Source organism: Kitasatospora sp. NPDC001132, assembly GCF_053598415.1.
The window spans coordinates 252,800-279,079 of sequence record NZ_JBSFKF010000006.1; the positions used below are offsets into that span (position 1 = coordinate 252,800).

The following is a 26,280-nucleotide window of genomic DNA, read 5'->3' on the forward strand; positions in this document are numbered from 1 at the left end:
GGGTGGTCTGGGTGGTGACCTTCAGCAACGAGTACAGCGGGTAGCTCCCGCAGCCCGCTCCGTTCTGCATCGCCGTGATCACCCAGCCCGCCGGAACCGGCCAGTTGCCGCAGGCCTGGACGGAGGTCCGGTCGCCCAGCGGCACGAGGGTGTAGGTGCCGTAGGTGCCGCAGGCCGGGGAGACGGTCTGGATCGCCGTGATCACCCAGCCCGGCGGGATCGGGGACTGCCCGCAGTCCTGGAGGACGGTCTGGTCGGTGACCTTCAGCAGCGAGTACAGCGGGTAGCTCCCGCAGGTGCCGGCGCCGCTCTGCATCGCCGTGATCACCCAGCCGGCGGGTATCGGCCCGTTCGAGCAGGCCTGTACCGAGGTCAGGGCCGAGGCGTCGGCGATGGTGAAGAGCCCGTAGCCGCTGCAGCCGGACCACTGCTCGCTGACGATCACCCAGCCGGTGGGCACCGGGGTGTAGCCACAGATCGTCGTCGTCCCGCCGGCCTGCGGCGCGGTCCGCACGGCCTTCACCGTCCCGGCCGTCCGCGCGACCTGCGCACCGGCCGTCTGCGCGGCCGCCTGCGCGACCGGCGCACCGGCCAGGGTCAGACCTCCCAGCAGCAGCGCGGCCACCGCCAGTCGGCGGGACAGAAACCGTCTCAGTCCGGGCATGCGCATCCTTGATCCTCCCGATCGTTCCCGCACGTTGGCGCCTGAGAGCTTGTCAGGCCCACGCCCCCGTGACCAGACCTGCGGGAACGGGGACGGTCTGCCGCGGGACCCGGCGGACCGTGATGTCCGACCCGCTGCCTACTCTGGGTCCAAGTCGACGATCAAGGGGGCAGGACCGTGCGGATCGAACGTCACCAGGTGGACGGGGAGCGGGTGGCGCAGGCCGGCGAGGACTTCGTGAACCGGATCGGCAGGCAGGTCCACTCCTACTCCCGCGCCGGCCTGATGACCACGACGGAGTGGCAGCTGATCGCCGACTCCTTCCTCGACTACCTCGGAGCGCTCTCCACCACCCGGCCCGGCCTGGACTCCGCCGAGGCCAGGGCCGTCCTCGCGGACGCCGCAGAGGCCGCCGCCGGCGCCGTCTCCTTCGCCGCCTACTACCCGCACGACCGCTTCAGCGTCTTCCTCGACTACCCGAACTTCGGGATGGGGTACGACCCGGAGTACGGGCAGGAGCGCGACCCCCGCCACCGGGTCACCGCCCGGGAGTGGCTCGACGCCTTCTGCCTGGCGATCGTCGCCGACAAGGTCTCCGTCCACGGCGAGGCCTTCAGCTGGGCACGGCAGTTGATGCCGGACGAGCCGGTCACCCCCGACCTCGAGCTCGTCGACGGCTTCGTCGCGCACTTCTTCGAGGAGGCCGGCCTCCCCGCCGCGTCCACCGAACCACAGCCCGGTCTGCGCGCGCTGCGCGCCCTGACCGACGGGGACCGCGACGCCTTCGACGCCGCCCTCCTCACGCTCGTCCAGAACGGCCCGCACGGCACCGGGCCCGCGAGCCTCCTGCCGCTCGTCCCGATCGCCCTCGCCGCCCTCGCGTACCGCACCCACGGCTGGACCCCGGCGGTCGACACCGACTACCTCCCCCACGCCCTGGTCACCGGCTTCGAGACCCCCGGCCCGCGCGTCCGCGCCCTGGGCCGCGACCCGCGCCCCGACGCCGTGGCCCGGCTCGCCGCCGGGCCCGTCGTCCTCGACCGGCCGTTCCCGGCCCGGCCGCTCAGCCCGGACGGCGCGGCGCGGTTCGAGCGACGCACCCTGGAGGCCATCACGCCGAAGGAGGGCGAGCCGCTGGACGCGTGGGAGCTCACGGGTGCCCTGCGCTACCAGAGCCGCCTCCTGTCGGCGCGCGCCTCGGAGTCCGCCGACGCCACCGATGCCCTGCTCGCCAACCTGCGGCTCGGCTCCCAGCTGGGGGCCGCCGTGTTCCGGGTCGCCCTCGCCGAACCGGGCACCGAGGCCGAGGTGACGATCGAAGGGCGGATGCTGCGCTTCCCCGCCCGCCGGGACAGGGACTTCGGGCCGACCTTCTGGGAGACGGCCCTGTCCTTCATCCTGATCACCGGCAGCTCCGAGGACCTCGAACCCCTCGTGCTGGCCGGTCCGGCGATCGCCGCCGAGGACAGCTACCCGTTCGCCTCGTACCGCACCGCCCTGCACGACCACCTGCGCGGAGCCGACCCGCTCCCGGCCACCGAACGGGCCCTGGAGGAGCTGGAACGAACCCGGGGCCACGGCTTCCTCCCGCCTCCGGTCGTCCTCTTCTCACAGCTGGTCCGGGGCGACGAGACCAGCTTCAACCTCGCCCTGCTGGACGCCCTGGAAGCCCACCGCGACCACCACTCCGTCGCCGACCGTGCCACCCACACGGGTGCCGCGCTCAGCCTCGACGTCCTCGGCCTCGCCTGCCACGCCCGCCGCAGCCGCGGCTGGGCCGTCCACGTCCGGTCGCCCTACCTCCCGCCGCGCCTGCTCCGGGCGGCCGGGCGCGCCGGAGGGGATGTTCGGGAGCCGAAGGCCGCACTCTGACCGCCCGACGGTCCGACAGGTGTCGACCGCACCCGGCCGTCGGCCGCGAGGAACGCCGTCGGCCGTGAGGAACGGGAGAGCGGGGTGGTCGGCCGGGCGGTTCCGGCTGGTGGCCCCGGAGCGCCGGTCACGCCCCTGGCAGCCCGGCCGCACGGCCGCACGGCCGCACGGCCGCACGGCCGCACGGCTGTCAGGGGTGAGCGCTATGTTCACGAACGTCGATCAGACCTGGTGGAGGGGGCATCGTGACGGATCCCGAGAGCGGGACGATCAGCTGGGAGGAGATGCGCGCACTCATCGCCGCACGGGTTCCGCAGGGGGTGATCGAACGGCTCTCCCCCGTGCCCGCCGCCGAGCTGGGCCATCTGCGCGCTCCGCTGCGCAGGCTCCGCGCCGAGCTCTCGCGCGAGCTCTCCTCGGGCGACACGACCCGGTACTCCGCCGCCTACGATCAGCTCGCCGCGCTCCAGTTCGCCGGGATCCACTCCTCCGCCACTGCCGCCCAGGCCCTCGACTGGCTGACGGCCCGCCCGCTCCTCGACATCACCTGGCCCCTGCCCGGCGGCGGTTCCACCAACCCGGACCACCACGTCCTGCTGACGGCCCTGCTCTCACCGCACCGGGACCAGGCGTTCCACCGTGAACTCGCGGTCCGGCTCGCCGAGTGGCTGCCCGCGCGGGGCCGCCACGACCGGTGGCTGATCGCCCACGGCCTCGCCGTCTGGTCGGGCGCCGAAGTCCCCGTCACCGACGGCTATGTGATCGGCTGGTTGCGCGAGGGTGACTCGATCCACTACCCGTACCACCGCGAGATCGGCGAGTGGTTCGCCATGCGGGGCCTGCGCGAGCCGGTGCCGCACCACGACACCCTGCTCTCCTGGCTGCGTGCCCAGCCCAGGCTGGCCGAGTTCGTCCGCCGTCTGTTCGAAGTCCCGGACGTGGGAACCGTGTTCACCGATCCCCACGCCGCCCGCTTCGGGCCGGACAACGAGTGGCCCAAGGTGCTCACCGCCCTGGCGGGCGAGGGCGTGCTCGACCGCGCCGAGCTGATCGACCTCTGCCTCGGAAAGCTCCTGCGCGGCGACCGGCCCGGCAACCTGCGAGGTTTCCTCCGGCTGTACGCCGCGCTGGCGCTCGACCCCGAGGAGGTCCTCGCCCGGGCCGGCGATCACGTCCGGCTGGCCGCCGACGGCGCACCGACCGCCGCCAAGGCCGCCCAGGCGGCGCTGGTGCCCGTGGACGACCGGCTCTCCGCCGAGGTGTTCACCGAGTTGACGGCCGCCGTCCTGGCCCGCCCGGAGAAGACCCTCGCCACCACCCAGCTGAGCCGCGCCGCCGCCGCCCTGCGCCGCGACCCCGCCGCGGCGGACGGCCTGCTGCCCGCCGTCGGCGTGGCCTTCGCCCACCCGGCTCATGCCGTTCAGGAGCGCGCCCTGCATCTCGTCGCCCAACACCTGCCCGGCGTCGCCCCGGCCACCGCCGAGGCCGTGCGCAGCGCCGCCGCCGCCCTCGGCCCGGCCCTCCGGCCCGAGTCCCACCGTCTGCTGGCCGTCCAGGCCCCGGGGGTGGCGAGAGCCGCCGAACCGCACGCCGCCGAACCGTTGGTGGGCCAGGTCGCGCTGCCCGCCGCACCCGCCGGCCCGCTCGACCTCGCCGAGCGGCTGGCGGGCCTGATGGCCGACCGGGTGCCGGACCCGGGCCTGGCTGCCCCGGCTCGCCGAGGTCGCGGGTGAGCCCGCGGCGGTGTACCACCTGGCGCTCGGGTACGGGCTGACGGCCGCCCGTGCGGAGAACCGCACCGTGGCGCTGGACGCCCTGCTGGTCCTGAACGCGCGCGGGCGGTTGCGTCCCGAGGTGCTCGGTGGGTGGATCGCGGCGCTGTGGCGGCTGACGGCGGCCAAGCCGAACCGGTTCCTGCCCGTCCTGGCCGACGCCGCGCGCAGCGGTGCGGGCCGGCCGGTCTGGGAGGTGCTCGCTGCCCTGATCTCCGTGCTCGCCGCCGAGGAACCGGGCGTGCGCGGACTGGCGGACGCCCTCGCGCTGGCCGCCGAATGCGCGGCGGCGGACGGCATCCGGACCGCTCTGCCCGCCCTCGACGCCCTCACGGTCTCGACCGCACCCCGCCGCGTGCGGGCGGAGGCCTCCCGGCTGGCCCGAACACTCGCCTCGTGACGCGCCGCCCGTGGCCCCGGGCGGAAGGTCGGCGGGTGGGCGCCGGGGAGCGTGTGCGGCCCCGTGGTGACGCGGTGCCCTGCTCGGTGTGTCGCCGGCGGTCACGGGGACTGCGGGGAAGGCGCAGCGGTGGGTCCGTCGGCGGACAGCCGCTGGGCCAGGTGGATCGGGACGACGGAGATCAGCACCAGGACGGCGGCCACGACGTTGACGACCGGGGCCTGGTTGGGCCGGGCCAGGTTCGCGGAGATCCAGACAGGCAGGGTCTGGAGGCTTGGTCCGGCGGTGAACGTGGTCACCACGATCTCGTCGAAGGAGAGCGCGAAGGCCAGGAGTCCGCCCGCCAGGAGTGCGGGCCGCAGGGCCGGGAAGGTGACGTGACGGAAGGTCTGGAAGGGGTGCGCACCCAGGTCGGCCGAGGCCTCCTCGGCCGAGGGCGAGGTCCGGCGCAGCCTGGCGACGACGTTGTTGAAGACGACGACGATGCAGAAGGTGGCGTGCCCGATGACGACGGTGAGCATGCCGAACCCGATGCCGGCCGGACCGAGCACCGTACGGAAGGCGGCGTTGAGGGCGATGCCGGTGACGATGCCGGGCAGCGCGATCGGGAGGATCACGAGGAAGGAGACCGCTCGCCGGCCGAAGAACCGGTACCGCTGGACGGCGAGGGCGGTCATGGTTCCCAGGACCAGTGCCACCAGGGTGGCCCCGGCTCCCGCCTGCAGTGAGGCGACGAGTGCGTCTCGGACGCCGTCGGACTGCCAGGCGCGCACCCACCACTCGGTGGTGATTCCGGTCGGGGGCCAGGCGAAGGAGCGGTCTCGGTTGAGCGAGTTGAGGAGGACCAGCAGCAGCGGCAGGTAGATGACGGCGAGGCCGCCGATCATGGCCGCGCGCAGCACGATCCGGGTGCGGCGGGAGAGGTTCACGGCCGTCCGGTTCCCTCACAGCGAGTCCAGGGCGCCCGAGCGGCGCACGGCGAGCAGGTAGCCGACGATGACCGCCACCGGTAAGAAGGACAGGGCGGCGGCCAGCGGCAGGTTGAGCGTGACGTTGTCGGCGATCGTCGTGCCCAGCATCTGGGTCCTGCCGCCGACGATCCGCACGGCGATGTAGTCCCCCAGGCTCAGGGAGAAGGTGAGGGCGGATCCGGCGAGCACCGAGGGCTTGACCAGTGGGAGGACCACCGAGCGGAAGGTCCTCCCGGCGGAGGCGCCGAGGTCGGCCGAGGCGTCGAGGAGGCCGGGAGGCAGGTTCTCCAGGCCGGCGAGGATCGGAAGGATCATGTAGGGCAGCCACAGGTAGGCGAGGACGACGACGATCGCCGCCGTGCCGTATCCCGGGCTGGTCAGACCGAAGGGGCTGCCGAGCCAGTCGAGGATGCCGCCCCGGCTGAAGACGACCCGCCAGGCGTACGCCTTGACCAGGTAGCCGGCCCAGAGCGGGGTCAGCACGGCCACCACCAGGAGCCTGCGGGTGCGCGGCCGGACGACCAGGGCCATGGCGAAGGCCATGGGGAACGCCACCGCGGTGTCGATCACCGTGACCGCGGCGGCGATGGCGAGCGTGCGCAGTGCGATGGTGCGGTAGACCGGGTCGGTGAGGACGGTGGTGAAGTTGGTGGTGTCCCAGACCCGGACGACGTTGTAGGTGAAGCCGTCGACCGTCCAGAAGGCCGAGAGGAGCAGGACGGCCATCGAGCCGAGGTAGGCGAGCACCAGCCAGGCCATCGGCGCCGCCAGCAGCAGTGTCAGGCGCAGCCCGGCGTGCCGGTGCAGGACGGAGGCCGTCCGCCGCAGGCCGCTCCGCCGCGGTGGCGGGGCGGTCACGTCGTTCGCCACCGGTCAGCCCTTGATCTCGGTCCAGGCGGCGGTCCAGGCCGCGTAGTCGGTGCAGGACGCCCCGCGGCCGTCCAGGCAGTTCTTGACGGGTGTGGTCCAGGAGTGGACGTTCTTCCAGTACGCGTCGTCGGTGGCGTGGAAGACGGTGCAGAAGGCCTTGTCGGACGTGTGGTCGCAGGCCTTGGCATTGGCGGGGGCCTCACCGAACCATTCGGCGACCTGGGCGTTGGCCTTCGGCGAGACGATCCAGTCCATCCACCGGTAGGCGCAGTTGGGGTGTGCGGCCTTCGCCGACACCATCCACGTGTCGGACCAGCCGGTCGCGCCTTCCTTGGGGAGCACCGCCCGGACGGGTGCCTGGTCGGCCTGTGCCATGTTGGCGATCACCTGCCAGGTGGTTCCGATCACCGTGTCGCCGGTCTTGAAGGAGTTCTCGGCCTTCTGGTAGTCGCTCCAGTACTCGCCGACCGACTTGTGCTGGGCCTTCAACAGGTCGACGGCGGCCTTGAGTTGGGCGTCGTCCAGGGCGTAGGGGTTCTTGATGCCCAGGTCCGGTTCGGTCGCCATGAGGTACAGCGCCGCGTCGGCGATGGAGATCGGGGAGTCGTAGGCGGTGACGTGCCCGGCGTGGGCCGGGGCGTCCTCGAAGACCGCGCGCCACGAGTCCGGTGCCGGTGAGACCTTGTCGGTCCGGTACATCAGCAGGTTGGCGCCGCGGCCGTGCGGGATGCCGTACATCCGGCCGTTCACGGAGTTCCACGGCTGGTTCTTCAGGCCCTCGAAGACGTCCGCGTAGTTGGGCACCAGGCTGGTGTTGACGGGCGCGACGTCGCCGGCCGCGATCAGCCGGAGCGTCGCGTCGCCGGACGCCGAGACGGTGTCGTACTGGCCGGTCTTCATCAGGGAGACCATCTCGTCCGAGGTACCGGCGATCTTCGTGTGGACCTTGCAGCCGGTCTGCTGCTCGAAGGGGTGGACCCAGTCGACGTCGTGGTCGTCCGAACCGTCTTCGGCGTAACCGGCCCAGGCGATCAGGTTCACCTGGCCCTCGCCGGCGCCGAGGGATCGCAGCGCGGGCAGTTCGGGTGGGTTCGGGCCCTGGGCGGAGGTCGTTCCGGTGGTGCCGGCGCATCCTGCGATCAGGAGGAGAGCGGCTGCGACCGCGGTCACCGTGTGGGCGAAGGCGCGTTTCGGGGCGGGGAGGGGCATGCGCGAGGTCCGATCTTCGGGGGGGGAGGGTGGGGAAGCGGTTCTCGGCGGGCTACTCGCCGACGCGGACCAGGTGCTTGCGCTGCCAGGCCACTACGACGTCGGTGCCGCTGTGACGCAGGACGTCGGCCGCGCCGTCCTCGGCGTTCTGCCGTACGGCGGTCAGCCGGCCGCCGGCCTCCAGGTCGATCAGGAATCTGGTGTGGCCGCCCGCGTAGACGACCTCGGCCACGCGCCCGCTCGTCGACAGCTCGTCGGGGGCGGCGGGGTCGTCCGGGTGCGTCAGGCGGATCTTCTCCGGTCGGATGCTGAAGGGCCCGGACTCCCCCACGAGCTGTTCGGCCACCGGGCCGTCCAGGAGGTTGGAGCTGCCGACGAAGCCGGCGACGAAGGCCGTGGCGGGACGCTCGTACACCTCGGCCGGCGACCCGACCTGCTCGATCCTTCCCGCGTTGACCACCGCGAGGCGGTCGCTCATCGTCAGGGCCTCCTCCTGGTCGTGGGTGACGAGGAGGAAGGTGATCCCGACCTCGCGCTGGAGTTGTTTGAGTTCCAGTTGCACGTCGTGCCGGAGCTGCAGGTCGAGGGCGCCGAGCGGTTCGTCGAGCAGCAGCACCTTCGGGCGGTTGACCAGCGCTCTGGCCAACGCCACCCGCTGGCGCTGCCCGCCGGAGAGCTGGGAGGGCCGGCGCGGCTCGAAGCCTTCGAGCCGGACCCTGGCGAGCGCGGCACGCACCCGCCGGGCCCGCTCGGCCCTGGGCACCCGGCGGACCATCAAGCCGTAGCCCACGTTCTGCGCGACGGTCATGTGCGGGAAGAGCGCGTAGTCCTGGAACACGGTGTTGACGTCCCGGTCGAACGGCGGCAGGCGGGTGACATCGGTTCCACCCAGCAGGATCCGGCCGGAGGTGGGGGCCTCGAAGCCCGCGATCATGCGCAGCACCGTGGTCTTCCCGGACCCCGACGGGCCGAGGACTGCGAAGAACTCGCCCTCGCCGACCTCCAGGTCCACGCCGTCGACCGCACGGACGCCGCCGTCGAAGGTCTTCGTCAGCCTTTCGAGCCGGACCGCCGCAGGGGCGGCGGGCGCCGGTCGCGGCGGTCGGTCGTCGTTCGTCATGTCGTGCGGCCCTCTGCTCGGCGTCGCCTGCCCTGTCCGGAGAGCGGGCCGTGCGGCCCGGGCCTCGGAAACCCGGGAGCGTTCACTCGGTCCGGCCACGAACGCCCGCGGGTCGTACGGCGATCGGGACCGGTCTCCTTCGAGAACTCCGACACGCGCGTAGCACCGGACTCGTGCAGCCCACGGAAGCACCGAAGTTCCAGCCGACGATGCGGGTCCAAGACCACTTCTGCCGCCCTCCGCCCACGAACCGGACATCAGCAGAGTGCCGGGTACCAGCCCTCGACATCTCGGGAACCGGGCACATGTCACCCGTACGTGGCTGGGCGCCGACGACTACCGGGTCCTCCGGAACCGCGCCTCGGCGCGGGGGAGCACTGCCGTGCGCAGGGATCCGGAGACCGACCACGGGGCCGGTGAACACGGGCACGGCGGGCTGTGCGCACCGCGACCGGACGCGGGCACGATCGAGGTCGACCGCGTACTTCCCGGCCTCTCCGGCAGTCCGTCCTTTTGAGTGGGCGGACAGCCGGTTTCCGCCGCCGGTGGTTCAGGGGGCGGGGAGGCGGGTGGTCGGGTTCGTGGGCGTGGGCGACGCGCAGGAGGGTTCGGCGAGCGGGCGGGCGAGGAGCTGGAGGCCGATCGGCAGGCCGGCGGGGGTGTTGAGGCGTGCACAGGCGTCGGAGACCGTCTCGACGGGGATCAGTCCGTAGTACGGAGACGCGCCGCTGCCGCCCATGTTGGTGAGGAAGTCCCGATAGGGCCGCGGAAGTTCCACGTCGCGCTCGGCCTCGAAGGCGTCCGCCTGCCCTGCGGTGAGGCGGGGCCGAGACGGAACTCGTGCCCCTCCTCCCCGAAGGAGTGGCTTCGGGTGGGCGCGTAGGGGATGCGTGCCAGGCAGGCCCGGCCGAACATCTGGCGCTTGAGCATCTTGAGCGCCGGAGCCGGTGGACCGGGCAGCGGGTGCAACACGTGCCCCCGTGACGGTCGATCCTCCTCTTTGCCACTGGATCTCGCTCGAGCTCGGCTTGTCGCCACGACGGTCACTCGAAAGTGACGGGCGGAAAGTGTGATTTCCGCCGCGTGTCCGCCATCGGCTTCGCTATGCTCCACACCTCATCGTCCGGGAGTGGGCAGGAGGGTCCCTTGGTGGCCCAAGTAACAATCAATGAAGGCGTGTTGTGGGTAGGTGGCGAGGCCTATCCGCTGCGCAACATCTCCCATGTCGGCCAGAGACGACTGACCGTCGACAAGGGTGCCGCGTGGAGGAAGTTCATCCTCCAGAGCATCGGCTGGTTCATTCTGGGCGGCATATTCGCCTCTTTCGCCGGCACCGTGGGAACGATCGTCTTCCTCGCCGTCGAGGCACTTCTGGTCTGGAGACTGGTCTCGGCCCTGCAGAAGCCCCCGGTGTACGGACTGGTCCTCAATACCTCCGGCACCCAGCGTGAGGCCGTCTGGTCCACGCGGCAGGAGGAGATCCAGCAGTTGATCTACGAGATCACCAAGGCGATCGGCAATCCCGACGTCGCACAGACAGTCATCAACGTGGCCCACGCGGTGCAGGGGGACGTCATCCACCAGTACGGCGACGGCAGCATCGGCAAGGCCCAGCACAGCGGCAGCGGGAACATCGGAGGATCATGAGCGGCGACCACATCCAGCAGTACGGCTCGGGCAGCATCGGCAAGGCCGAGCACACCGGTTCCGGTGACATCGTGGCCGGCGGCAAGACCGTCGGCGCGACCGCAGGAGGACCCGCAGTGGAGGCCCTCCTGCGGGAGATCGAGAAACTACGCCCGCACCTGGACGAGAACGACCGGGCCGAGGTGGACACGGCGGCCGGCTCGATCGCCGAGGAGACGTCTGCGGAGCGCCGGCGTGGCCTGGTGCAGCGCATCTCCGGAATCGCGGCGCTGGTCGGCGAGGTGGGCGTGCCGGTGATCGCGGCCGCGAAGGCGCTGCTGGCGGGCTGAGGCGGCTGATCGGCGGCTGTGCGAGTTGAAGCGATGGGCGTGTCCCGGGTACGCCTGGGCCACGCCTTGACCGTGCTCGGGGCAGGCACAGGCGTCATGGGCGCGGTGACCGGGTGAGCACTGCACGCCTCGGCGGGCGCGGCGGCAGCACGGGCCCGGCACCGCGGACGGGCGGCGGGGTGCCCCGAGTGAACCCCGTCGGTGCGGGTCTCCGGCTGCGGGTAGCGCACCGCCAGGATGTGGCGGACCTCGTGCAGCAGGTCGCCTGGGCCGGGTCGCCGTCCTGCCGACCGACTGGGGAGCAGATGAGGCATCAGTGGCAGCGCGTGCAGAACGCGCAGCGGGCAGCCGCGCAGCAGCGCCTCGCGGGCGGCCCGGTCGGCAGCGGTCAGGGGCCGGCTTCGGAGCCGTCGATTCCGGCGGCTCCGAACGGGTAGCTCCATGGTGCTGGTCTCTGACGTTCGGCCCCCTGGTTTTGGGTCAGCCCTGCCAGGTCCAGTCGGTGACCTCGGGCAGGTCGGTGCCGTGCTCGCGGATCCAGTCGTGGTGGCGGGTGCGCCGGTCGGCCATCTCCTGGCGCAGGGCGGCGGCGCGCACGGCCAGGCCGGGGGTACGGTCGATGACGTCCATGACGAGGCGGTAGCGGTCGAGGTCGTTGCGGACGACCATGTCGAACGGCGTGGTGGTGGTGCCGGACTCCTTGTAGCCGCGCACGTGCAGGCACGGGTGGACGGCCCGGCGGTAGGCGAGGCGGTGGATCAGCCACGGGTAGCCGTGGTACGCGAAGATCACCGGCCGGTCGCGGGTGAACAGGGCGTCGAACTCGGAGTCCGGCATCCCGTGCGGGTGCTCCTCGGCGGGCATCAGCCGGGCCAGGTCGACCACGTTGACCACCCGGACACGAAGGTCGGGCAGGTGCCGGCGGAGCAGGTCGGCGGCGGCCAGGACCTCCTGGGTGGGCACGTCACCGGCGCAGGCCAGGACGGCGTCGGGCTCGCGGGTGCTGTCGTCGGTGCCGGCCCATTCCCAGATCCCGGCACCGCGGGCGCAGTGGGCGCGGGCCTGGTCGAGGGTGAGCCAGTCGAAGCTGGGCTGCTTTCCGGCGACCACGACGTTGACGTAGTCGCGGCTGCGCAGCACGTGGTCGGCGGTGGCGAGCAGGGTGTTGGCGTCCGGCGGGAAGTAGACCCGCACGGCTTCGGGGCTCTTGTTGAGGACGTGGTCGACGAAGCCGGGGTCCTGGTGGGAGAAGCCGTTGTGGTCCTGGCGCCAGACGTGCGAGGTGAGCAGGTAGTTGAGCGAGGCGATGGGGGCGCGCCAGGGCAGGGCGCGGGTGGTGCGCAGCCACTTGATGTGCTGGTTGACCATGGAGTCGACGATGTGGACGAAGGCCTCGTAGCAGGAGAACAGGCCGTGTCGGCCGGTGAGGAGGTATCCCTCCAGCCAGCCCTGACAGGTGTGTTCGGAGAGGATCTCCATCACCCGGCCGTCGTGGGCGAGGTGTTCGTCGACGGGCAGGGTGTCGGCCTGCCAGGCCTTGCCCGTGGCGGTGTAGACGGCCTGGAGGCGGTTGGAGGCGGTCTCGTCCGGGCCGACCAGGCGGAAGTCACGGCGCTCGGCGGTGTCCGCCATCACTTGGGCCAGCAGGTCGCCCAGGACCCGGGTGGGCTCGTGCAGCGTCGCACCGGGCTTGTCCACGGGTACGGCGTACCGCTCCAGCGGCGGCATCGGCAGTTCACGCAGCAGCAGGCCTCCGTTGGCGTGCGGGTTCGCGCCGAGTCGGCGGCGGCCCGCGGGAACGCGGTCGAGTACCTGCGCGGTCGGCCGACCATGCTCGTCGAACAGTTCCTCCGGACGGTAGGAGCGCAGCCAGTCCTCCAGTTGGGCGAGGTGTGCGGGGTTGTCGCGGACCTGGTCGAGCGGCACCTGGTGGGCGCGCCAGGTGCCTTCCACCGGCACGCCGTCCACCTCGTTCGGCCCGGTCCAGCCCTTGGGGGTGCGCAGCACGATCACCGGCCAGGCCCGGCGCTCGGTGGCCCCGTCGGCACGCGCGGCACGCTGGATGGCGGCGATCCGGTCGAGGGCGGTGTCCATGGCGTCGGCCATGGCGCGGTGGACGGCCATGGGGTCCTCGCCGGTGACGTACAGCGGGTCGTGGCCGTAGCCGCGCAGCAGCGCGTCCAGCTCGGCCTCCGGCAGCCGGGCGAGCACCGTCGGGTTGGCGATCTTGTATCCGTTGAGGTGCAGGACCGGCAGCACGGCGCCGTCGTGGACCGGGTCGAGGAACTTGTTGCCGTGCCAGGAGGCCGCCAGCGGACCGGTCTCCGCCTCGCCGTCGCCGATCACACAGGCGACCAGCAGCCCGGGGTTGTCAAGGGCAGCACCGTAGGCGTGCGAGAGCGCGTAGCCGAGCTCGCCGCCCTCGTGGATGGATCCCGGCGTCTCCGGTGCGACATGGCTCGGCACTCCGCCGGGGAAGGAGAACTGCCGGAACAGCTTCGCCATGCCGTCGGCGTCGCGGGTGACGTCCGGGTAGGTGTCGGTGTAGCTGCCGTCCAGCCAGGAGCCGGCCAGGACGGCGGGGCCGCCGTGACCGGGCCCCCAGACACAGACCGCGTCGAGGTCCCGGGCCTTGATCACCCGGTTGAGGTGGGTGTGGACCAGGTTCAGGCCCGGCGAGGTGCCCCAGTGGCCGAGCAGCCGGGGTTTGATGTGTTCGGGGCGCAGCGGCTCGCGCAGCAACGGGTTCGCCATCAGGTAGATCTGGCCCGCCGCGAGGTAGTTGGCGGCCCGCCAGTGCGCGTCGAGCGCCCGGACCTCCTCGTCGGACGGTCCACCGGGAGCCGAACTGGGGGTGACGGACATGGCTGTGCTCTCCTCGGAGTCTGCCGGCTTCACCGACCGCCGCGGGCGGCCGGCATTCATCGTCGCCCCGCGGCCGGATCCTCCGCAGGGCCGAACAGGCCACATTCTGCGAGGGGGAACGGGCCGGTGGTCCCTGCCCGCCCCGGGCCTCACCCGAACGGCCCCGGCCCGCCACCCGCCACCGGGACGTAAGGCCCGGAAGGGGACTGCCGGCCCAGCGTGGAGGTCCCGCTTCCGCCGCGGGCCGGCGGCTCACTGGACGGAGATCGCCGGAGCAGGCGTGGTCCCGCAGGGAGAAGCGGTCCAGCGGCGTGATCAGGTCCTCGCGGGTGAACGGCGCGTAGGGCTTGGGGAAGTACTCGCGCGAGCCCTCGAAGAAGGGCGTGAACAGCTCGCCCTGCCGGGTGTACGCGGTGACCGGGTCGCTCTCGGCGCGTCTGCCGCGCAGACGCGGCAGGTGGTGGTCATCGCGGGCGCACTGCCGCGATGACCACCACCGGTGCGGTCACCCCGAGCCGGCGCGCTCACGGGATTGCTCCGCGTTGGTGGCGCCGGCGACGAGCAGCGACCCGCGCCGCCGTCCGGTGGGGCGGGGCCGGGCCGCCCCCGCCCCACCGGGCCGTCAGCCGACGGTCAGGCGGAAGGGGCCTGCCAGCACCGAGTAGCCGTCGTTGGCCAGGTAGTAGGCGTCGTACGAGCCGGCGCCGTTCAGCTTGGACGTGGAGAGGGTGACCGCACCGCTCTGGTTCGGCGTGTAGGACCAGGTCAGCGCGGACTGGGAGCCGGGGATCACGCCTGCGGGGTAGAGGCCGACCCAGTTCTTCGGGCCGGCCTGGGAGGCGTTCGGCACGGCGTAGCGGAGGGTGACGTTGCCGCCGTTCGCCACCGCGTTCAGGGTGCCGGTGAGCGTCGGCCCGGTCGCCGTGGACGGTGCGAAGGCGGCGTTGAGGGGCCTCGCGTAGGTGTCGTTGCCGGTCAGGCCCGGCAGGCCGAGGGCGGCTTCTATGGTGCGGCCGACGCTGTAGTGGTCGTAGTGCAGCGGGCTGCTGGTCCCGGCCGGAACGGTGCCCTGCGAGCCGACGACGACGGTGGCGACGTGGTTGTAGGCCTCGTTCTGGCTCTCGTCCCAGGTCAGGAGGAGCAGGGAGCGCTGCTGGGTCCAGGCCGGGGAGGAGAGCACGGGGGCGAGGGTCTGCTTCAGCCAGCCGTCCTGCACCTTCAGGCTGGTGGCGCTGCCGTTGCCGGAGGCCTCGCCGTCGTAGTAGTCGTCGGCGGCGATCCAGGAGAAGTTCGGGGTGGTGGCCGCGGACCGCAGGTCGGTGGTGAGCTGGGAGGTGTCGAAGAGGTGCGCCGCGCAGCGGGCCGGGTTGCCGCTGATGTCGGTGTAGTTGATGAACGGCGCGTCGTCGGGCATGTAGTAGCTGTCGTAGTTCTTGTTCGTGTTGCAGGGCGTGCCCATGCCCTGCTCGTAGGCCTTCCAGGTCTTGCCGGCCTCCTCGATCGTGTCGCCGAGGTTGCGCTGGGGGGAGTTGATGTCCGGCCAGTAGGTGGCGCCCTTGGCGTAGGTGTCTCCGCCGGCGATGGCGAGGTAGTTCTCGTCGCTCGGGTGGTAGACGGCGCGGGAGTCGGTGAGGGTGGCGCCCTGGGACATCAGGCTGTGGATGAACGGCGTGTCCGCCGGGTCGTTCATGATCTGGGAGTAGTCGGTGTTCTCCATCATGACGACGAACACGTGGTCGTAGCCCGGTGCGACGGACGGCGGCGGGGTCAGCGGCGCGGGCGCGGCGACCGAGGTGTCGAGGGTGAGCGAGAGGTTGTCCAGGTAGCCGGTCTCGTTCGAGGTGGAGAGGAACTGCACCTCGACCTGGATCGAGCGGGTCCCGGCCGGGACTGCTCCGGCGGTGCTGCGGGAGAGGAACCGGGTGCTCAGGCCGCGGTCGGTCGCGGAGACGGTCGGAAGCTTGGCGGTGGCGCCGAGCGGGCGGCCGTCGGCGTCCTGGAAGTGCAGGCTGACGGCGGCGTAGCCGCCGTAGGTGGTCCAACCGCCGAGCCAGCCGGATAGGTTGTAGTGCACGCCGCCGCCGTCGATCGCCGTGGCCGCCGAGGAGACGTCGACGGTCTGGGCCATCGCGCCGTCGCCGAAGTTGCCCGGGCCGAAGAAGGCCTTGCCGGGCGTACGGCCGTCGCTCGGCAGGCCGAAGGAGCCCGCGGAGTGGCACATGACGTCGATGCCGCCGGCCTCGACCGTCCAGCCGGGGACGGTGCTGGCGGCGCTCCAGTCGTTGGTGCAGTAGCCGCCGGCCTCCGCGTCGCCGTTGACGATCAGGTTGCCGCTGCCGGCCGCCGCCCGGGCGGTCGCGGGGGCGACGACGAGCGCGCCGACGAGGGGGAGGGTGGCGAGCAGTCCGCCGAGCGTGCTCCATCGCAGTCGCATTAGGGATACCTCGTCCCGTTGGTGAGGGTGGGTGTCATGGCTGTTCGCCATGAGCGGGACATAGGTACCGGTCAATGCTGTCCGGCGGAAGAACGCTGACCGAACTCGACCCGAAGAAGCCGCTCCCGGGCCCGTCCTCGTGGACGGGCCCGGGAGCGTGCCGGTCGGTGCGGAACGGATCGGGTGTCAGGTCGGGTCGGATCAGGTCAGGTCAGGTCAGGTCAACTTGACCGACGCGTCGTCGACCAGGAACGCGGTCTTCCCGCTCGTCGAGTGCGCGACCAGCTTGATGCCGACCGTCGAGCCGAACTCGGCCGCCACGTACGGCGTCAGGTCGAAGGACTGGAGTCGGTAGCCGTTGGTCGCGTCCAGGTTGGTCCACGTCTTCACGGTCGCCAGGTAGTTGCCGCTCCACTGGTCGTACAGCTCCAGCGAGAGCGTGTCCGCCGCCGGGCCTCCGGGTGCGGAGGAGCCCTCGGCGCTGCCGGTGATGTTCAGCCAGAAGGAGAAGTGCTCCCTGGTGTACCCGGGGGTGGTTTCCACCCACTGGGTGATGGAGTCGTCGTCGGCGGTGTTCTGGCCGAGCCACGCGTACGTCGAGCCGCTGTGCGCCTGGTGCGCGGTGGACGGCGTGATGATGTTGTACCCGGACGGGTTCCAGACGCCGTGGTCGGCGGTGTGGTTCTCGAAGCCGGGGTCGTTGAGCTGTTCGATCGGGGTGCAGCCGCTCTGCGGGCCGTGGAAGAAACCGGCCTTGAAGGTCTGGCTCTGGGTGTTGCCCTGGTCGTCGCGGCCGGTCACGGTGATGGTCTTCCAGCCGGTCGCGCGCGTCGTGCCGGTGATGCGGCCGGTCGCCGGGTCGATCCGTAGACCGGCGGGCAGGCCCTTGGCGCCGTACGTGATCGGGCGCCCGGCGCGGTCGGAGGCGAGCACGGGGATGTTGACCGGTTTACCGCTCTCGACGGTCTGCTCGCACGGCCGGGTGACGAGGAGCGGCGCGTTCCCGAAGACCGGGCCGTCGCCCGTGCACAGGTGGTCGTAGTTGGACCAGGTGGTCTGCACCGGGAAGACGCCGGTGGAGAGCGTCAGGTTGAACATCCCGCCGTTGGCGCCGACCGGGATCCAGGAGCACTTGTCGGCGTTCTCCTGGCCGGTGGCGTCGGTCCAGGCGCCCGAGGCGTTCTGGTCGGTGATCGTCTCGGCGTACTCGTGGCCGCCGATGATGCCGTAGCCGTCCAGGCGGCCGCGCGCGCCGGGGTTGATCCAGTTGGTGCCGCAGTTGGGCACGTCAGTCAGGTAGGGCATGAGGGTGTAGGCGAGGGTGCCGGCCGAGCTGCGCATGAAGGTGTGCCAGGCGCAGTAGCCGAGCTCCTTCCACTTGTCGGAGTCCAGTCCCTGGCCGGTGTTGACGACGTACTGGACGTCCCGGTTCTGGTTCGGATCGGTGTTGCCGAAGTGCTGGGCGGCTGCGACGACTTCGGCCGCGATCTCCGGCTCGGTGGCGGCCTTCGGCGCGGGCTTCGTGTTGTCCACCCAAACGCCGGCGAGGGTCTGGCCGGCCACCGGCATGCCGACGTGGTTGGCCTCGGGCGGGCAGTAGGACGAGCCGGGTGCGATGCCTTCGCAGTACTGGGTCATCACCTTGGACCAGGTGTCGGTCGTGCTGCCCAGGCCCTTGAAGAAGTCCTGCTGGTAGGGCGCGGCGCCGTCGGGGTCGCCGGACAGCGTGACGTTGCCGGTGGCCGGGTCGGTGCCCGGGGTGCCCCACTGACTGCCCCAGTAGATCAGGTAGACCTTCGGCTGGCCGGTGGTGACGCCGATGGAGTCCTGGCCTCCCCGGTAGGTCATCTGCAGGTCGTAGTTGTTGCGGGGGGACACGGCGGTGTCGTGGGCCTTCGCGGCCTGCCGTTGGGCGAAGGTGTCGGCGTTGGGCATCACGTGCGGCCGGACGGAGCCGACCTGCACCCAGGTGCCGTTGATCTGGCGCCAGCCCTCGGCCGCGGGGTGCGGGTCCTTGGGGGGCGTGGCCGAGGTCGGTGACTGGGCCGTCTCCGGCCGGTCCTGGGCGAGGGCGGTGCCGGTGCCTCCGGCTGCGGCGAGGCCGAGCGCGAGGGCGCCGAACAGGAGTTTTCCAAGGGTTCCGCGGGGGCTTCTGAAGGTTCCGCCGGGGCGTGAGCGTGCTGCGGGCACAGGTCGGTCCTGACTCTCTGTCGGAAGGCGGGGAAGGTGAAAGCCGCTCCTGCGCTGCCCGTTGACGACGCGCGACGCGGCATGTGAAATGACACATGTCACCGGTCACATGGGTCAAGACCCGGGAGTCGAGGTTCGCGCCCGTCCCTTTCGGGACCGGGAACTTGAACGTTCAAACCCCTGTCCGCCAGGTCGCCGTTCTCGCGCGCGCCACCACCGGCGACCTGGCGGGCGCCCCCGCCCTGCGGGAGGACACCGAGCCCGGCGACCCGTGGGAGTGCGCGGTCGCCGCCGTGCTCACCGTGCCGTGCCACCCAGGAGAAAGTCGGTGGAACCTTCGCGAAGTCCCTGATGGGTCTGGAGCGGTGGCCGTATCCGGTGGTGTGTGAGATGTGCGGATGATGTGCGGATGGGGGCCGGCTGACCGCCGCGGGACGCGAGTGCGGGATCCGCAGGAGCGCGGGCCGGGTCGGCTCGCGCCCAGGGACGTCGGATGCCGGCCTCCAGCAGCCGACGCAGCCGGCTCCGGCTCAGGGCCTCGACCTGGCGTCGAGTGACAACGCCACCTGGACACTGATCCGCCAATTTGGACATTATGGCCAAATCATTCCATATTTCCCCGACTCTGTGCTTGTGGATCCCCGGGTCGAGGATGACGCTGGAAGGAGAAGCACATCGAAAGAGGGTCTGATCATGTCATTCCTCGCAAGTATCCGTTCCTTCGTGCGCGACGATGGAGACTACGGCGGTCGCGGCGGTTACGGCTTCGACAACTTCGAGCGCGACGGTGGAGACTACGGCGGTCGCGGCGGTTACGGCTTCGACGACTTCGGGCGCGGCGGTGGTGACCACGGCGGCTACGGCGACTGGGGCGGCGGAGGCGACTGGGGCGACTAGTTGCCGTTAGCAGCGCACGAACTCCTATCTCAGAGCGGGCCGGGCAAACTGTGCCCGGCCTTGTCGCTGGGCCGGAGGCCGGGTTCGGGGCGAGCGGGAAGACCGTGAGATGACCAGGAAGCGCTACCTGCGGTCCGTGCTGCGACGGTTTCTCACGGTCGCCGAGACCGCCGACCCAGCCGTGGTCCCCACCGCGCCACCGGTTCCACTCCGCGAGGTGTTCCAGCGTTTCTGGCCGTACACCAGGGGCGGCCGCCGCTGGCTGGTGGTGCTGCTGGCGCTGGTCGCGGTGGCCCCGGCGATCGAGGCCGCGGAGATCTGGCTTTTCAAGATCGTGATCGACGACATGCTCATTCCGCACCGGCTGAGCCTGTTCTTCCCGATCGCCCTCGCGTACGCCGTGCTCGCCCTGCTCTCCGGAGTACTGGGATTCGCCGACCGGGTGACCTCCACCTGGGTCAGCGAGCGGTTTCTGCTCATCCTGCGGTCGGACGTCTTCCGGCACCTCCAGGGCCTGTCACTGGGGTTCTTCGAACGGCGGCGGCTCGGCGACGTGCTGTCCCGGGTGACCGGCGACATCGACGCGGTCGAGACCTTCCTGCTCTCCGGGCTCGTCGGCGCGGTCAGCCAGGTGATGCGGCTGGGCATCTACGTCGGCGTACTGCTGGTGCTGCGCTGGGAGCTGACGCTGACCGCACTGGTCGCCGCACCGCTGTTCTTCCTCACCGCCCGCCGCTTCGCGAAGCTGATCCGGGCGGCCTCGCGCGAGCGCCGCAGGCGCGCCGGCTCGATCAGCGCCGTCACCGAGGAGTCACTCGGCAATATCGCACTCGTCCAGGCGTACAACCGCCAGGACTGGGAGCACGCCAGGTTCCAGCGCGAGAGCGTCGGCCGGTACCACGCGGCGATGGCCTCCACCCGGATCGGAGCGCTCTACGGGCCGACGGTCGACTTCATCGAACTGCTTGGTGGCATGGTGGTGATGGGGCTCGGGGCCTGGGAGCTGGTGCACGGACGGCTCACCCTCGGCGGGCTGATGGTCTTCCTCGCCCTGCTGAGCAGGCTCTACGGCCCGATCCAGCGCATGTCCGGACTCGGCACCACCTTCTACGCGGCCTCCGCCGCGGCCGAGCGGATCATCGAACTGCTCGACCAGCGCCCGCAGGTGAGCGAGGCGGCCGCCCCCCGGGCGATCGGCCGCACCCAGGGCGAGATCGAGTTCGACGACGTCACCTTCCGCTATCCGGAGACGGAAGTCCCCGCACTGTCGGGCGTGTCGTTCAGGGTGGCCCCTGGGGAGATGCTGGCCCTGGTCGGCGCCAGCGGCGCGGGCAAGTCCACCGTCGCCAAGTTGCTGCTGCGCTTCTACGACCCGGACGGCGGCGCGGTCCGGCTGGACGGCCTCGACTTGCGCGAACTGGCCCTCACCGAGCTGCGCGAGAACGTCGCGGTGGTGCTCCAGGAGACCCTGGTCTTCCACGGCACCGTCCGGGAGAACATCGCCTACGGACGCCCGGAGGCGAGCGAGGCCGAGATCCGGGCGGCCGCCCGGGCTGCAGACGCCCACGGGTTCATCAGCCTGCTCCCGGACGGCTACGACACCGTGGTGGGCCAACGCGGCCGGCTTCTCTCCGGCGGCCAGCGCCAGCGTCTGGCCATCGCCCGCGCGATGATCCGGGACGCGCCCGTCCTCGTCCTGGACGAGCCGGCCACGGGCCTGGACGCCGAGTCGACCCGGCGGATCATGGGCCCGCTGCGCCTGCTGATGGCCGGCCGCACGACGGTCATCATCTCGCACAACCTGCTCACCGTCCGAGACGCCGACCAGATCGTCCTGCTCGAACAGGGCCGGCTCGCCGCCCACGGAACCCACGACGAACTCATCGCCCGCAGCCCCGCCTACGCCGCCCTCCACCGGCTGCACCACCCGCCGGACGCCCCCCTCAGGTCCGTCTCCTGAGCCCTCCGCGCCGCGGCCTGAAGGCGGCACGCCCCGGTGGCCAGCGCAGAGTCGGTACCGCGCCGCACGCCACCACGCCGACCGCCACGCCGGACAGGTCGCCGAGCCACCCCTCGCGACCTCGGCGAGCCGTGCCGGGACCGGCGGCCCGCGGCCGAGACCGATCGCGAAGCGGCACACCGCCGGGCCGGCCCCGAACCGACCGGCCCCACACCTGCCGTGACCACCGCACCGACCCCGACGGCTCGGTGTCATGCCGAGGTCCTGACTTGGCGGGCCCGGCTCGTCCGGCTATACGCTGGATGTGCGTCCCAGCGCCCGCCAAGGCTCCTCCTCGGGCGTTCGACCGCAGCGGCCCGAGGGCGACTCCGGGGGTGTCCGTCGCGCGGTGGTCGGCATGAGGGAGAACGGTTCCCATGGACCTCAACACCGTCACCGAAGTCGTCCGGCGCCCGCCCGGTCGGCCCGGCCTGGACTGGCGTGAAGGCGACGCCTGGCTCGCGGGTGGCACGTTCCTGTTCTCCGCCGAGCAGCCGGGCCTGCGCCGCCTGATCGACCTGACGTCCCTGGGCTGGGATCCGCTCGTTCCGAGCGACACCGGCCTGGAGATCGGCGCGACCTGCACCATCCGCGACCTGTACGCCTTCGAGCCGCCGCGGGAATGGACCGCGGGTGTCCTCTTCGCCGCGGGCTGCGAGGCGTTCCTGTCCTCGTTCAAGGTGTGGAACTCGGCGACCGTCGGCGGCAACATCTGCCTGTCGTTGCCTGCCGGCCCGATGATCACGCTGACGGTCGCCCTCGAGGCCTGGTACGAGCTGTGGGCTCCCGACGGGTCGACCCGCGTCGTCGATGCCCTCGACTTCGTGACCGGCAACAACCGGAACCTCCTCGTACCGGGCGAACTGCTGCGCCGCGTCAGGATTCCGGCGAGTGCCCTGCGGAAACGCACCGCGCACCGCCGCTTCGCGCTGACCCGGCTCGGCCGCTCGACGGTGTTCGTCATCGGTACCCGGACGCCCGGGACGAACGACCTGACGCTCACCGTCACCGCCGGCACCACGCGGCCGGTGCGGATCGCCTTCAACGGCGTTCCCGACGCGCGAACTCTTCAGCACAGCATCGATGTCATCCCCGCCGACCACTGGTTCGCCGATCCGAACGGGACTCCCGAACACCGTCGCCACCTGACCAAGCACTTCGCTGAGGAGATTCGTCACGAACTCATGGCCGGGGCCCGACATGACCTTCACGGTGAACGGCAGGAGCTTCGACGACGAACCGGAACCCGGCCAGTGCATGCGTACCTTCCTCCGTTCGCTCGGTCACTTCGGTGTCAAGAAGGGGTGCGACGCGGGCGATTGCGGCGCGTGCACGGTGTGGCTGGACGGCGATCCGGTGCACAGTTGCATCACCCCCGCGTTCCGCGCGGACGGTCACGAGGTGACGACGATCGAGGGTCTCGGATCACCGGGTGACCTGCATCCGATGCAGCGACAGTTCCGTGACGCCCCGGGATTCCAGTGCGGCTTCTGCACGGCCGGGATGATCATGACGTCGGCGGCGCTCACCGAGGCCCAGAAGGACGACCTGCCCCGGGCGTTGAAGGGCAACCTCTGTCGCTGCACCGGCTACCGGGCGATCGAGGACGCCGTGCGGGGCGTCACCGGTGTGGAGACGGCGGCCCCGGGGAAGGCGGTGGGGACCAGTGTCGGCGCGCCGGCGGCCGACGACGTGGTGACCGGCCGCGCCGAGTTCACCATGGACACCCGTCTCGAAGGCATGCTGCACCTCAAGGTGCTGCACTCACCGCACGCGCACGCCCGGATCGTCTCGATCGACAAGACCGCCGCACTCGCGGTCCCCGGCGTGCGCCGGGTCTACACCTGGGAGGACGTGCCGCGCAAGCGCTTCACCACGGCGATCCACACCGACCATCTCGTCGATCCGGACGACACCTTCATCCTCGACGACACGGTGCGCTTCGTCGGCCAGCGCGTCGTGGCCGTCCTGGCCGACACCGTCGGGGCGGCGGAGGAGGGCTGCCGGAGGGTCGTCGTCGACTACGACGTCATGCCGGCCGTGTTCGACCCCGAGGAGGCGATGGCCGAGGGGGCGCCGCAACTGCACGGCGCGCAGGACCCCTTCGTCCGGGATCCGGTCCACAACGTCCTGTTGGAGATCCATGCGCACATCGGTGACGTCGATGCCGGGTTCGCCGACGCCGACGTGATCCACGAGGGCACGTACTCCTCCCCGCGCGTGCAGCACGCGCACCTGGAGACCCACGGCTCGATCGCCTGGATGGAGGACGGTCGCCTGAACGTGCGTACCAGTTCGCAGTCGCCGTCGATCGCCAAGGCGAAGCTCGCCCATCTGTTCGCCCTGCGGCCGGACCGGCTGCGGGTGTTCTGCAAGCGGGTCGGCGGCGGCTTCGGCGGCAAACAGGAAGTGATCTCCGAGGACCTGGTCGCGCTCGCCACGCTGGACACCGGGCGGCCGGTCTGCTTCGAGTACACCCGCGAGGAGGAGTTCACCACGGCCTCGCCCCGGCATCCGATGACGCTGACGGTCAAGCTCGGCGCGAAGGCGGACGGGACGCTCACGGCGTTCCAGGTCCGCAACGTGTCGAACACCGGCGCCTACGGCAACCACGGCGGCGAGACGCTGTACGCGGGTGGCGCGGCCGTCATGATCTACCGCTGTCCGAACAAGAAGTACGACGCCTTCGCCGTCTACACCAACACCGTTCCGAGCGGGGCACTGCGCGGATACGGGATGACACAGCCGGCGTTCGCCGTGGAGTCGGCGATGGACGAACTGGCCCGCGCCCTGCACCTCGACCCGCTGGAACTGCGGCGCCGCAACATCGTCCGACCGGGCGATCCGCTCGTCGCGTTGCACGACGGACCCGACGACGTGACGTTCACCGAGGACGGCCTCGCCAAGTGCATCGACCTGGTGGACGCCGCGATGGCCCGAACGGCTCACGAGCCGTCACCGGGGCCCGACTGGCTCGTCGGGGCCGGAGTGGCGAGTTCCCTGCACGAGACCGCGCCCCCGACCGAGCACATCTCGGAGGCCTGGGTCACGCTCGGGGACGACCTGGTGTACGAGCTGGCCGTCGGGACGGTCGAGTTCGGCGAGGGCACCCCGACCGCCCATGTCCAGATCGCGGCCGACCAGTTGGGCACGACGCCGGAGCGGATCCGCCTGGTGCAGTCCGACACCGACCGCACGGGGTTCGACACCGGCGCCTTCGCGAGCGCGGGACTCTTCGTGGCGGGCAACGCCGTCCTCCGTGCGGCCGACGCGGTGCGGGACCGGATCCTGGAGTTCGCCGCCGCCCACACGGGCGTCCACGTCGTGATGTGCTCGATGGACGACGACGGCGTCGTCTGCGGCGAGCAGCGCGTGTCGTTGGCGGACCTCGTCGCCCTGGCCCGCGCGCGCGGAATCCGTTTCACCGCCGCCCGCAAGGCCTACGGCTCGCCGCGAAGCGTCACCTCCAACACGCAGGGGTTCCGGATCGCCGTCCACCGGGTGACGGGCGAGATCCGCATCCTCTACAGCGTGCAGGCCACCGACGCCGGCGAGGTCATCAATCCCGCACAGGTCCGGGGACAGGTGGACGGCGGCGTCGCCCAGGGCATCGGCTTCGCGCTGACCGAGAATCACCGGATCGACGCGAGCGGTGCCGTGGTCAACCCGAACCTCCGCAACTACCGCATCCCCACCTACGCCGACGTTCCCCGAACCGACGTGCTGCTGGTGGCCTCCTCGGACTCGGTCGGGCCGCTGCGCGCGAAGGGCATGGCGGAATGCTGTGTCAACCCGGTGGCCCCCGCCCTGGCGAACGCGCTCCACGACGCCACCGGCGTCCGCTACCGCGCGCTGCCGCTGACCCCGGAACGGATCTTCAGCCGGCTGAACGAAGCCAGTCCGGTGTCGACGGCGGCCGGTTCGAAAGGATCACCGTGAAGCCCCGGAACGGGGACGCTGCGGCGACGGCCATCATCGGTCTGAAGGTCCGACCGGGGCTGGAGCGCGAGTACGAGACGTGGCAGGAGGACGTCAACGCCGCCGCCGCCGACTACCCCGGCTACCTCGGCGCGGAGGTCTCCCCGCCGACGTCCCGGCAGCCCGACTGGATCGTCGTCTACCGGTTCGACTCGATAGCCCACCTGCAGGCATGGATCAACAGCGCGACCAGGCAGCGCCTGCTCGACGCCGGCAGCAGGTACTTCGACGGTCCGGGAACCCAGCAGGTCGTCAGAGGCGGCGTGCGGGCACCGGATCCGCTCGTGACCGTCGCGGTCACCCACCGTGTCCACCCCGACCACGTCGACGAGTTCCTCGACTGGCAGCGGCGGATGAGTCAGGAGGAGCGGACGTTCGAGGGCTTTCGCGGTACGGAGCTCTTCCGCCCGGTCGAGGGGCTCCAGGACGAGTGGACCACCCTGTACCGGTTCGACAGTGCCGAGCACCTCGACGCCTGGCTGACGTCAGGCGCGCGGCGGAAGCTTCTCGCCGAGGGCAGCAGGTTCAACGAGTTCAGACTCCGGACGATCGACAACTCCTTCGGCAGCTGGTTCGCCTTCGAGGAGAACGGCGAGGAGGTGCCGCCGCCGTCGGAAACCAAGACCGCCATCGCGGTGTGGGTCGGCCTGTACCCGACCGTCGTGCTGCTGACGCTCGCCCTTTCGCCGCTGAAGATGCCGCTCTGGATCGGACTGCTGGTGGGCAACCTGCTGTCGAGCTTCACCATGAGCTTCCTGACGATGCCCTTCTACGTGAACCGGCTGCTCAAGCGGTGGCTGCGGCCCCCGCCGGGCGAGCCTGCGGGGAGGAACAACCGCATCGGTCTCGGCATCGTCACCGGGGTGACCGCGTTCTGGGCCGCCGTCTTCTACCTCGTCACGACCCGGTTCTGGACCTTGCCCTGACCTTCAGGGGGCCTGGACCGAAGAGTCCGCGCCGCGTCGGGGCCCCGGCCGGGCCCCGCCCTGGTGCTGGGGCCGGGCGGGGCGGGGCTGCGGACAGCGCCGGCGGCGCCGACAGCACCGACCGCCTTCCCGGTCGC

At 71.4% G+C, this 26,280-nt stretch carries 18 protein-coding genes and 1 pseudogene; 10 read left to right on the forward strand and 9 right to left on the reverse strand.

Annotated elements, in window-relative coordinates; all coding sequences use genetic code 11:
- Positions 1–664: hypothetical protein (locus tag ACWDBE_RS11300; RefSeq protein ID WP_449807803.1), on the reverse strand; the 664-nt coding region annotated here is incomplete at its 3' end.
- A gap of 177 nt (positions 665–841) precedes the next feature.
- Here ACWDBE_RS11300 and ACWDBE_RS11305 point away from each other — a divergent pair.
- The 3 genes from ACWDBE_RS11305 to ACWDBE_RS11315 all read left to right on the forward strand — a co-directional run bounded on the left by ACWDBE_RS11305 (position 842) and on the right by ACWDBE_RS11315 (position 4,708).
- Positions 842–2,536, forward strand: coding sequence for an immunity 49 family protein (locus ACWDBE_RS11305; protein WP_449807804.1), 1,695 nt, complete (start codon positions 842–844; stop codon positions 2,534–2,536).
- A 245-nt stretch (positions 2,537–2,781) separates the two neighbouring features.
- A complete protein-coding gene (locus ACWDBE_RS11310) occupies positions 2,782–4,269 on the forward strand; it encodes a hypothetical protein (RefSeq protein WP_449807805.1) in 1,488 nt (495 codons plus the stop codon).
- 10 nt (positions 4,270–4,279) lie between these two features.
- Positions 4,280–4,708 (forward strand): hypothetical protein, encoded by a 429-nt coding sequence (locus ACWDBE_RS11315; protein ID WP_449807806.1) that lies wholly within the window; start codon positions 4,280–4,282, stop codon positions 4,706–4,708.
- Between the two features lie 101 nt (positions 4,709–4,809).
- Here ACWDBE_RS11315 and ACWDBE_RS11320 read toward each other — a convergent pair whose 3' ends face one another.
- The 5 genes from ACWDBE_RS11320 to ACWDBE_RS11340 form a co-directional block, all read right to left on the reverse strand.
- On the reverse strand, positions 4,810–5,637 hold the full coding sequence (locus ACWDBE_RS11320; RefSeq protein WP_449791543.1) for an ABC transporter permease: 828 nt from the start codon (positions 5,635–5,637) through the stop codon (positions 4,810–4,812).
- A gap of 15 nt (positions 5,638–5,652) precedes the next feature.
- Complete coding sequence (locus ACWDBE_RS11325; protein WP_449791544.1) at positions 5,653–6,549, reverse strand: ABC transporter permease; 897 nt, start codon at positions 6,547–6,549, stop codon at positions 5,653–5,655.
- A 3-nt stretch (positions 6,550–6,552) separates the two neighbouring features.
- Positions 6,553–7,758, reverse strand: a complete 1,206-nt coding sequence (locus ACWDBE_RS11330; protein WP_449791545.1) for an ABC transporter substrate-binding protein — start codon at positions 7,756–7,758, stop codon at positions 6,553–6,555.
- Positions 7,759–7,810: 52 nt separating this feature from the next.
- Positions 7,811–8,878, reverse strand: coding sequence for an ABC transporter ATP-binding protein (locus ACWDBE_RS11335; protein WP_449807807.1), 1,068 nt, complete (start codon positions 8,876–8,878; stop codon positions 7,811–7,813).
- Positions 8,879–9,428: 550 nt separating this feature from the next.
- A complete protein-coding gene (locus ACWDBE_RS11340; RefSeq protein ID WP_449807808.1) occupies positions 9,429–9,656 on the reverse strand; it encodes a hypothetical protein in 228 nt (75 codons plus the stop codon).
- Positions 9,657–10,027: 371 nt separating this feature from the next.
- On the opposite strand from ACWDBE_RS11340, the gene ACWDBE_RS11345 reads away from it, so the two are divergent.
- Together ACWDBE_RS11345 and ACWDBE_RS11350 are read left to right on the forward strand one after the other, a co-directional pair.
- Complete coding sequence (locus ACWDBE_RS11345) at positions 10,028–10,525, forward strand: DUF6232 family protein (protein WP_449791547.1); 498 nt, start codon at positions 10,028–10,030, stop codon at positions 10,523–10,525.
- Entirely contained in the window at positions 10,522–10,854 is a 333-nt protein-coding gene (locus tag ACWDBE_RS11350; RefSeq protein WP_449807809.1) for a hypothetical protein, read from the forward strand. The genes ACWDBE_RS11345 and ACWDBE_RS11350 overlap by 4 nt, the downstream gene beginning before the upstream one ends.
- 480 nt (positions 10,855–11,334) lie before the next feature.
- On the opposite strand, the gene ACWDBE_RS11355 is transcribed toward ACWDBE_RS11350, so the two are convergent.
- The 3 genes from ACWDBE_RS11355 to ACWDBE_RS11365 form a co-directional block, all read right to left on the reverse strand.
- Positions 11,335–13,719: a phosphoketolase family protein gene (locus ACWDBE_RS11355; RefSeq protein WP_449791549.1), complete on the reverse strand. Its 2,385-nt coding sequence runs from the start codon at positions 13,717–13,719 to the stop codon at positions 11,335–11,337.
- Between the two features lie 622 nt (positions 13,720–14,341).
- Positions 14,342–16,153: an alkaline phosphatase family protein gene (locus ACWDBE_RS11360; protein WP_449807810.1), complete on the reverse strand. Its 1,812-nt coding sequence runs from the start codon at positions 16,151–16,153 to the stop codon at positions 14,342–14,344.
- Between the two features lie 216 nt (positions 16,154–16,369).
- Positions 16,370–18,343 (reverse strand): Ig domain-containing protein, encoded by a 1,974-nt coding sequence (locus ACWDBE_RS11365; protein WP_449807811.1) that lies wholly within the window; start codon positions 18,341–18,343, stop codon positions 16,370–16,372.
- 693 nt (positions 18,344–19,036) lie between these two features.
- Between ACWDBE_RS11365 and ACWDBE_RS11370 the strand changes: the two genes are divergently transcribed.
- The 5 genes and pseudogenes from ACWDBE_RS11370 (at position 19,037) to ACWDBE_RS11390 (ending at position 26,143) form a co-directional block, all read left to right on the forward strand.
- Positions 19,037–19,240 (forward strand): hypothetical protein, encoded by a 204-nt coding sequence (locus ACWDBE_RS11370; RefSeq protein WP_449791707.1) that lies wholly within the window; start codon positions 19,037–19,039, stop codon positions 19,238–19,240.
- A gap of 109 nt (positions 19,241–19,349) precedes the next feature.
- Positions 19,350–21,200 carry an ABC transporter ATP-binding protein gene (locus tag ACWDBE_RS11375; RefSeq protein WP_449807812.1) on the forward strand — a complete coding sequence of 617 codons (1,851 nt, stop codon included), beginning with the start codon at positions 19,350–19,352 and terminating at the stop codon, positions 21,198–21,200.
- Between the two features lie 416 nt (positions 21,201–21,616).
- Positions 21,617–22,432, forward strand: a pseudogene (locus ACWDBE_RS11380) (FAD binding domain-containing protein); the annotation flags it as partial.
- Positions 22,433–22,439: 7 nt separating this feature from the next.
- Entirely contained in the window at positions 22,440–25,178 is a 2,739-nt protein-coding gene (locus ACWDBE_RS11385) for a molybdopterin-dependent oxidoreductase (protein WP_449807813.1), read from the forward strand.
- Positions 25,175–26,143 (forward strand): antibiotic biosynthesis monooxygenase, encoded by a 969-nt coding sequence (locus ACWDBE_RS11390; protein WP_449791703.1) that lies wholly within the window; start codon positions 25,175–25,177, stop codon positions 26,141–26,143. The genes ACWDBE_RS11385 and ACWDBE_RS11390 overlap by 4 nt, the downstream gene beginning before the upstream one ends.
- Positions 26,144–26,280 lie beyond the last annotated feature (137 nt).

Bases quoted from the DNA above. Each gene is read 5' to 3' on its own strand.
- ACWDBE_RS11375 (WP_449807812.1), top strand. From the start codon at position 19,350: ATGACCAGGAAGCGCTACCTGCGGTCCGTGCTGCGACGGTTTCTCACG.
- ACWDBE_RS11370 (WP_449791707.1), top strand. From the start codon at position 19,037: ATGTCATTCCTCGCAAGTATCCGTTCCTTCGTGCGCGACGATGGAGAC.
- ACWDBE_RS11360 (WP_449807810.1), bottom strand. From the start codon at position 16,153: ATGCGACTGCGATGGAGCACGCTCGGCGGACTGCTCGCCACCCTCCCC.
- ACWDBE_RS11350 (WP_449807809.1), top strand. From the start codon at position 10,522: ATGAGCGGCGACCACATCCAGCAGTACGGCTCGGGCAGCATCGGCAAG.
- ACWDBE_RS11335 (WP_449807807.1), bottom strand. From the start codon at position 8,878: ATGACGAACGACGACCGACCGCCGCGACCGGCGCCCGCCGCCCCTGCG.
- ACWDBE_RS11385 (WP_449807813.1), top strand. From the start codon at position 22,440: ATGACCTTCACGGTGAACGGCAGGAGCTTCGACGACGAACCGGAACCC.
- ACWDBE_RS11355 (WP_449791549.1), bottom strand. From the start codon at position 13,719: ATGTCCGTCACCCCCAGTTCGGCTCCCGGTGGACCGTCCGACGAGGAG.
- ACWDBE_RS11330 (WP_449791545.1), bottom strand. From the start codon at position 7,758: ATGCCCCTCCCCGCCCCGAAACGCGCCTTCGCCCACACGGTGACCGCG.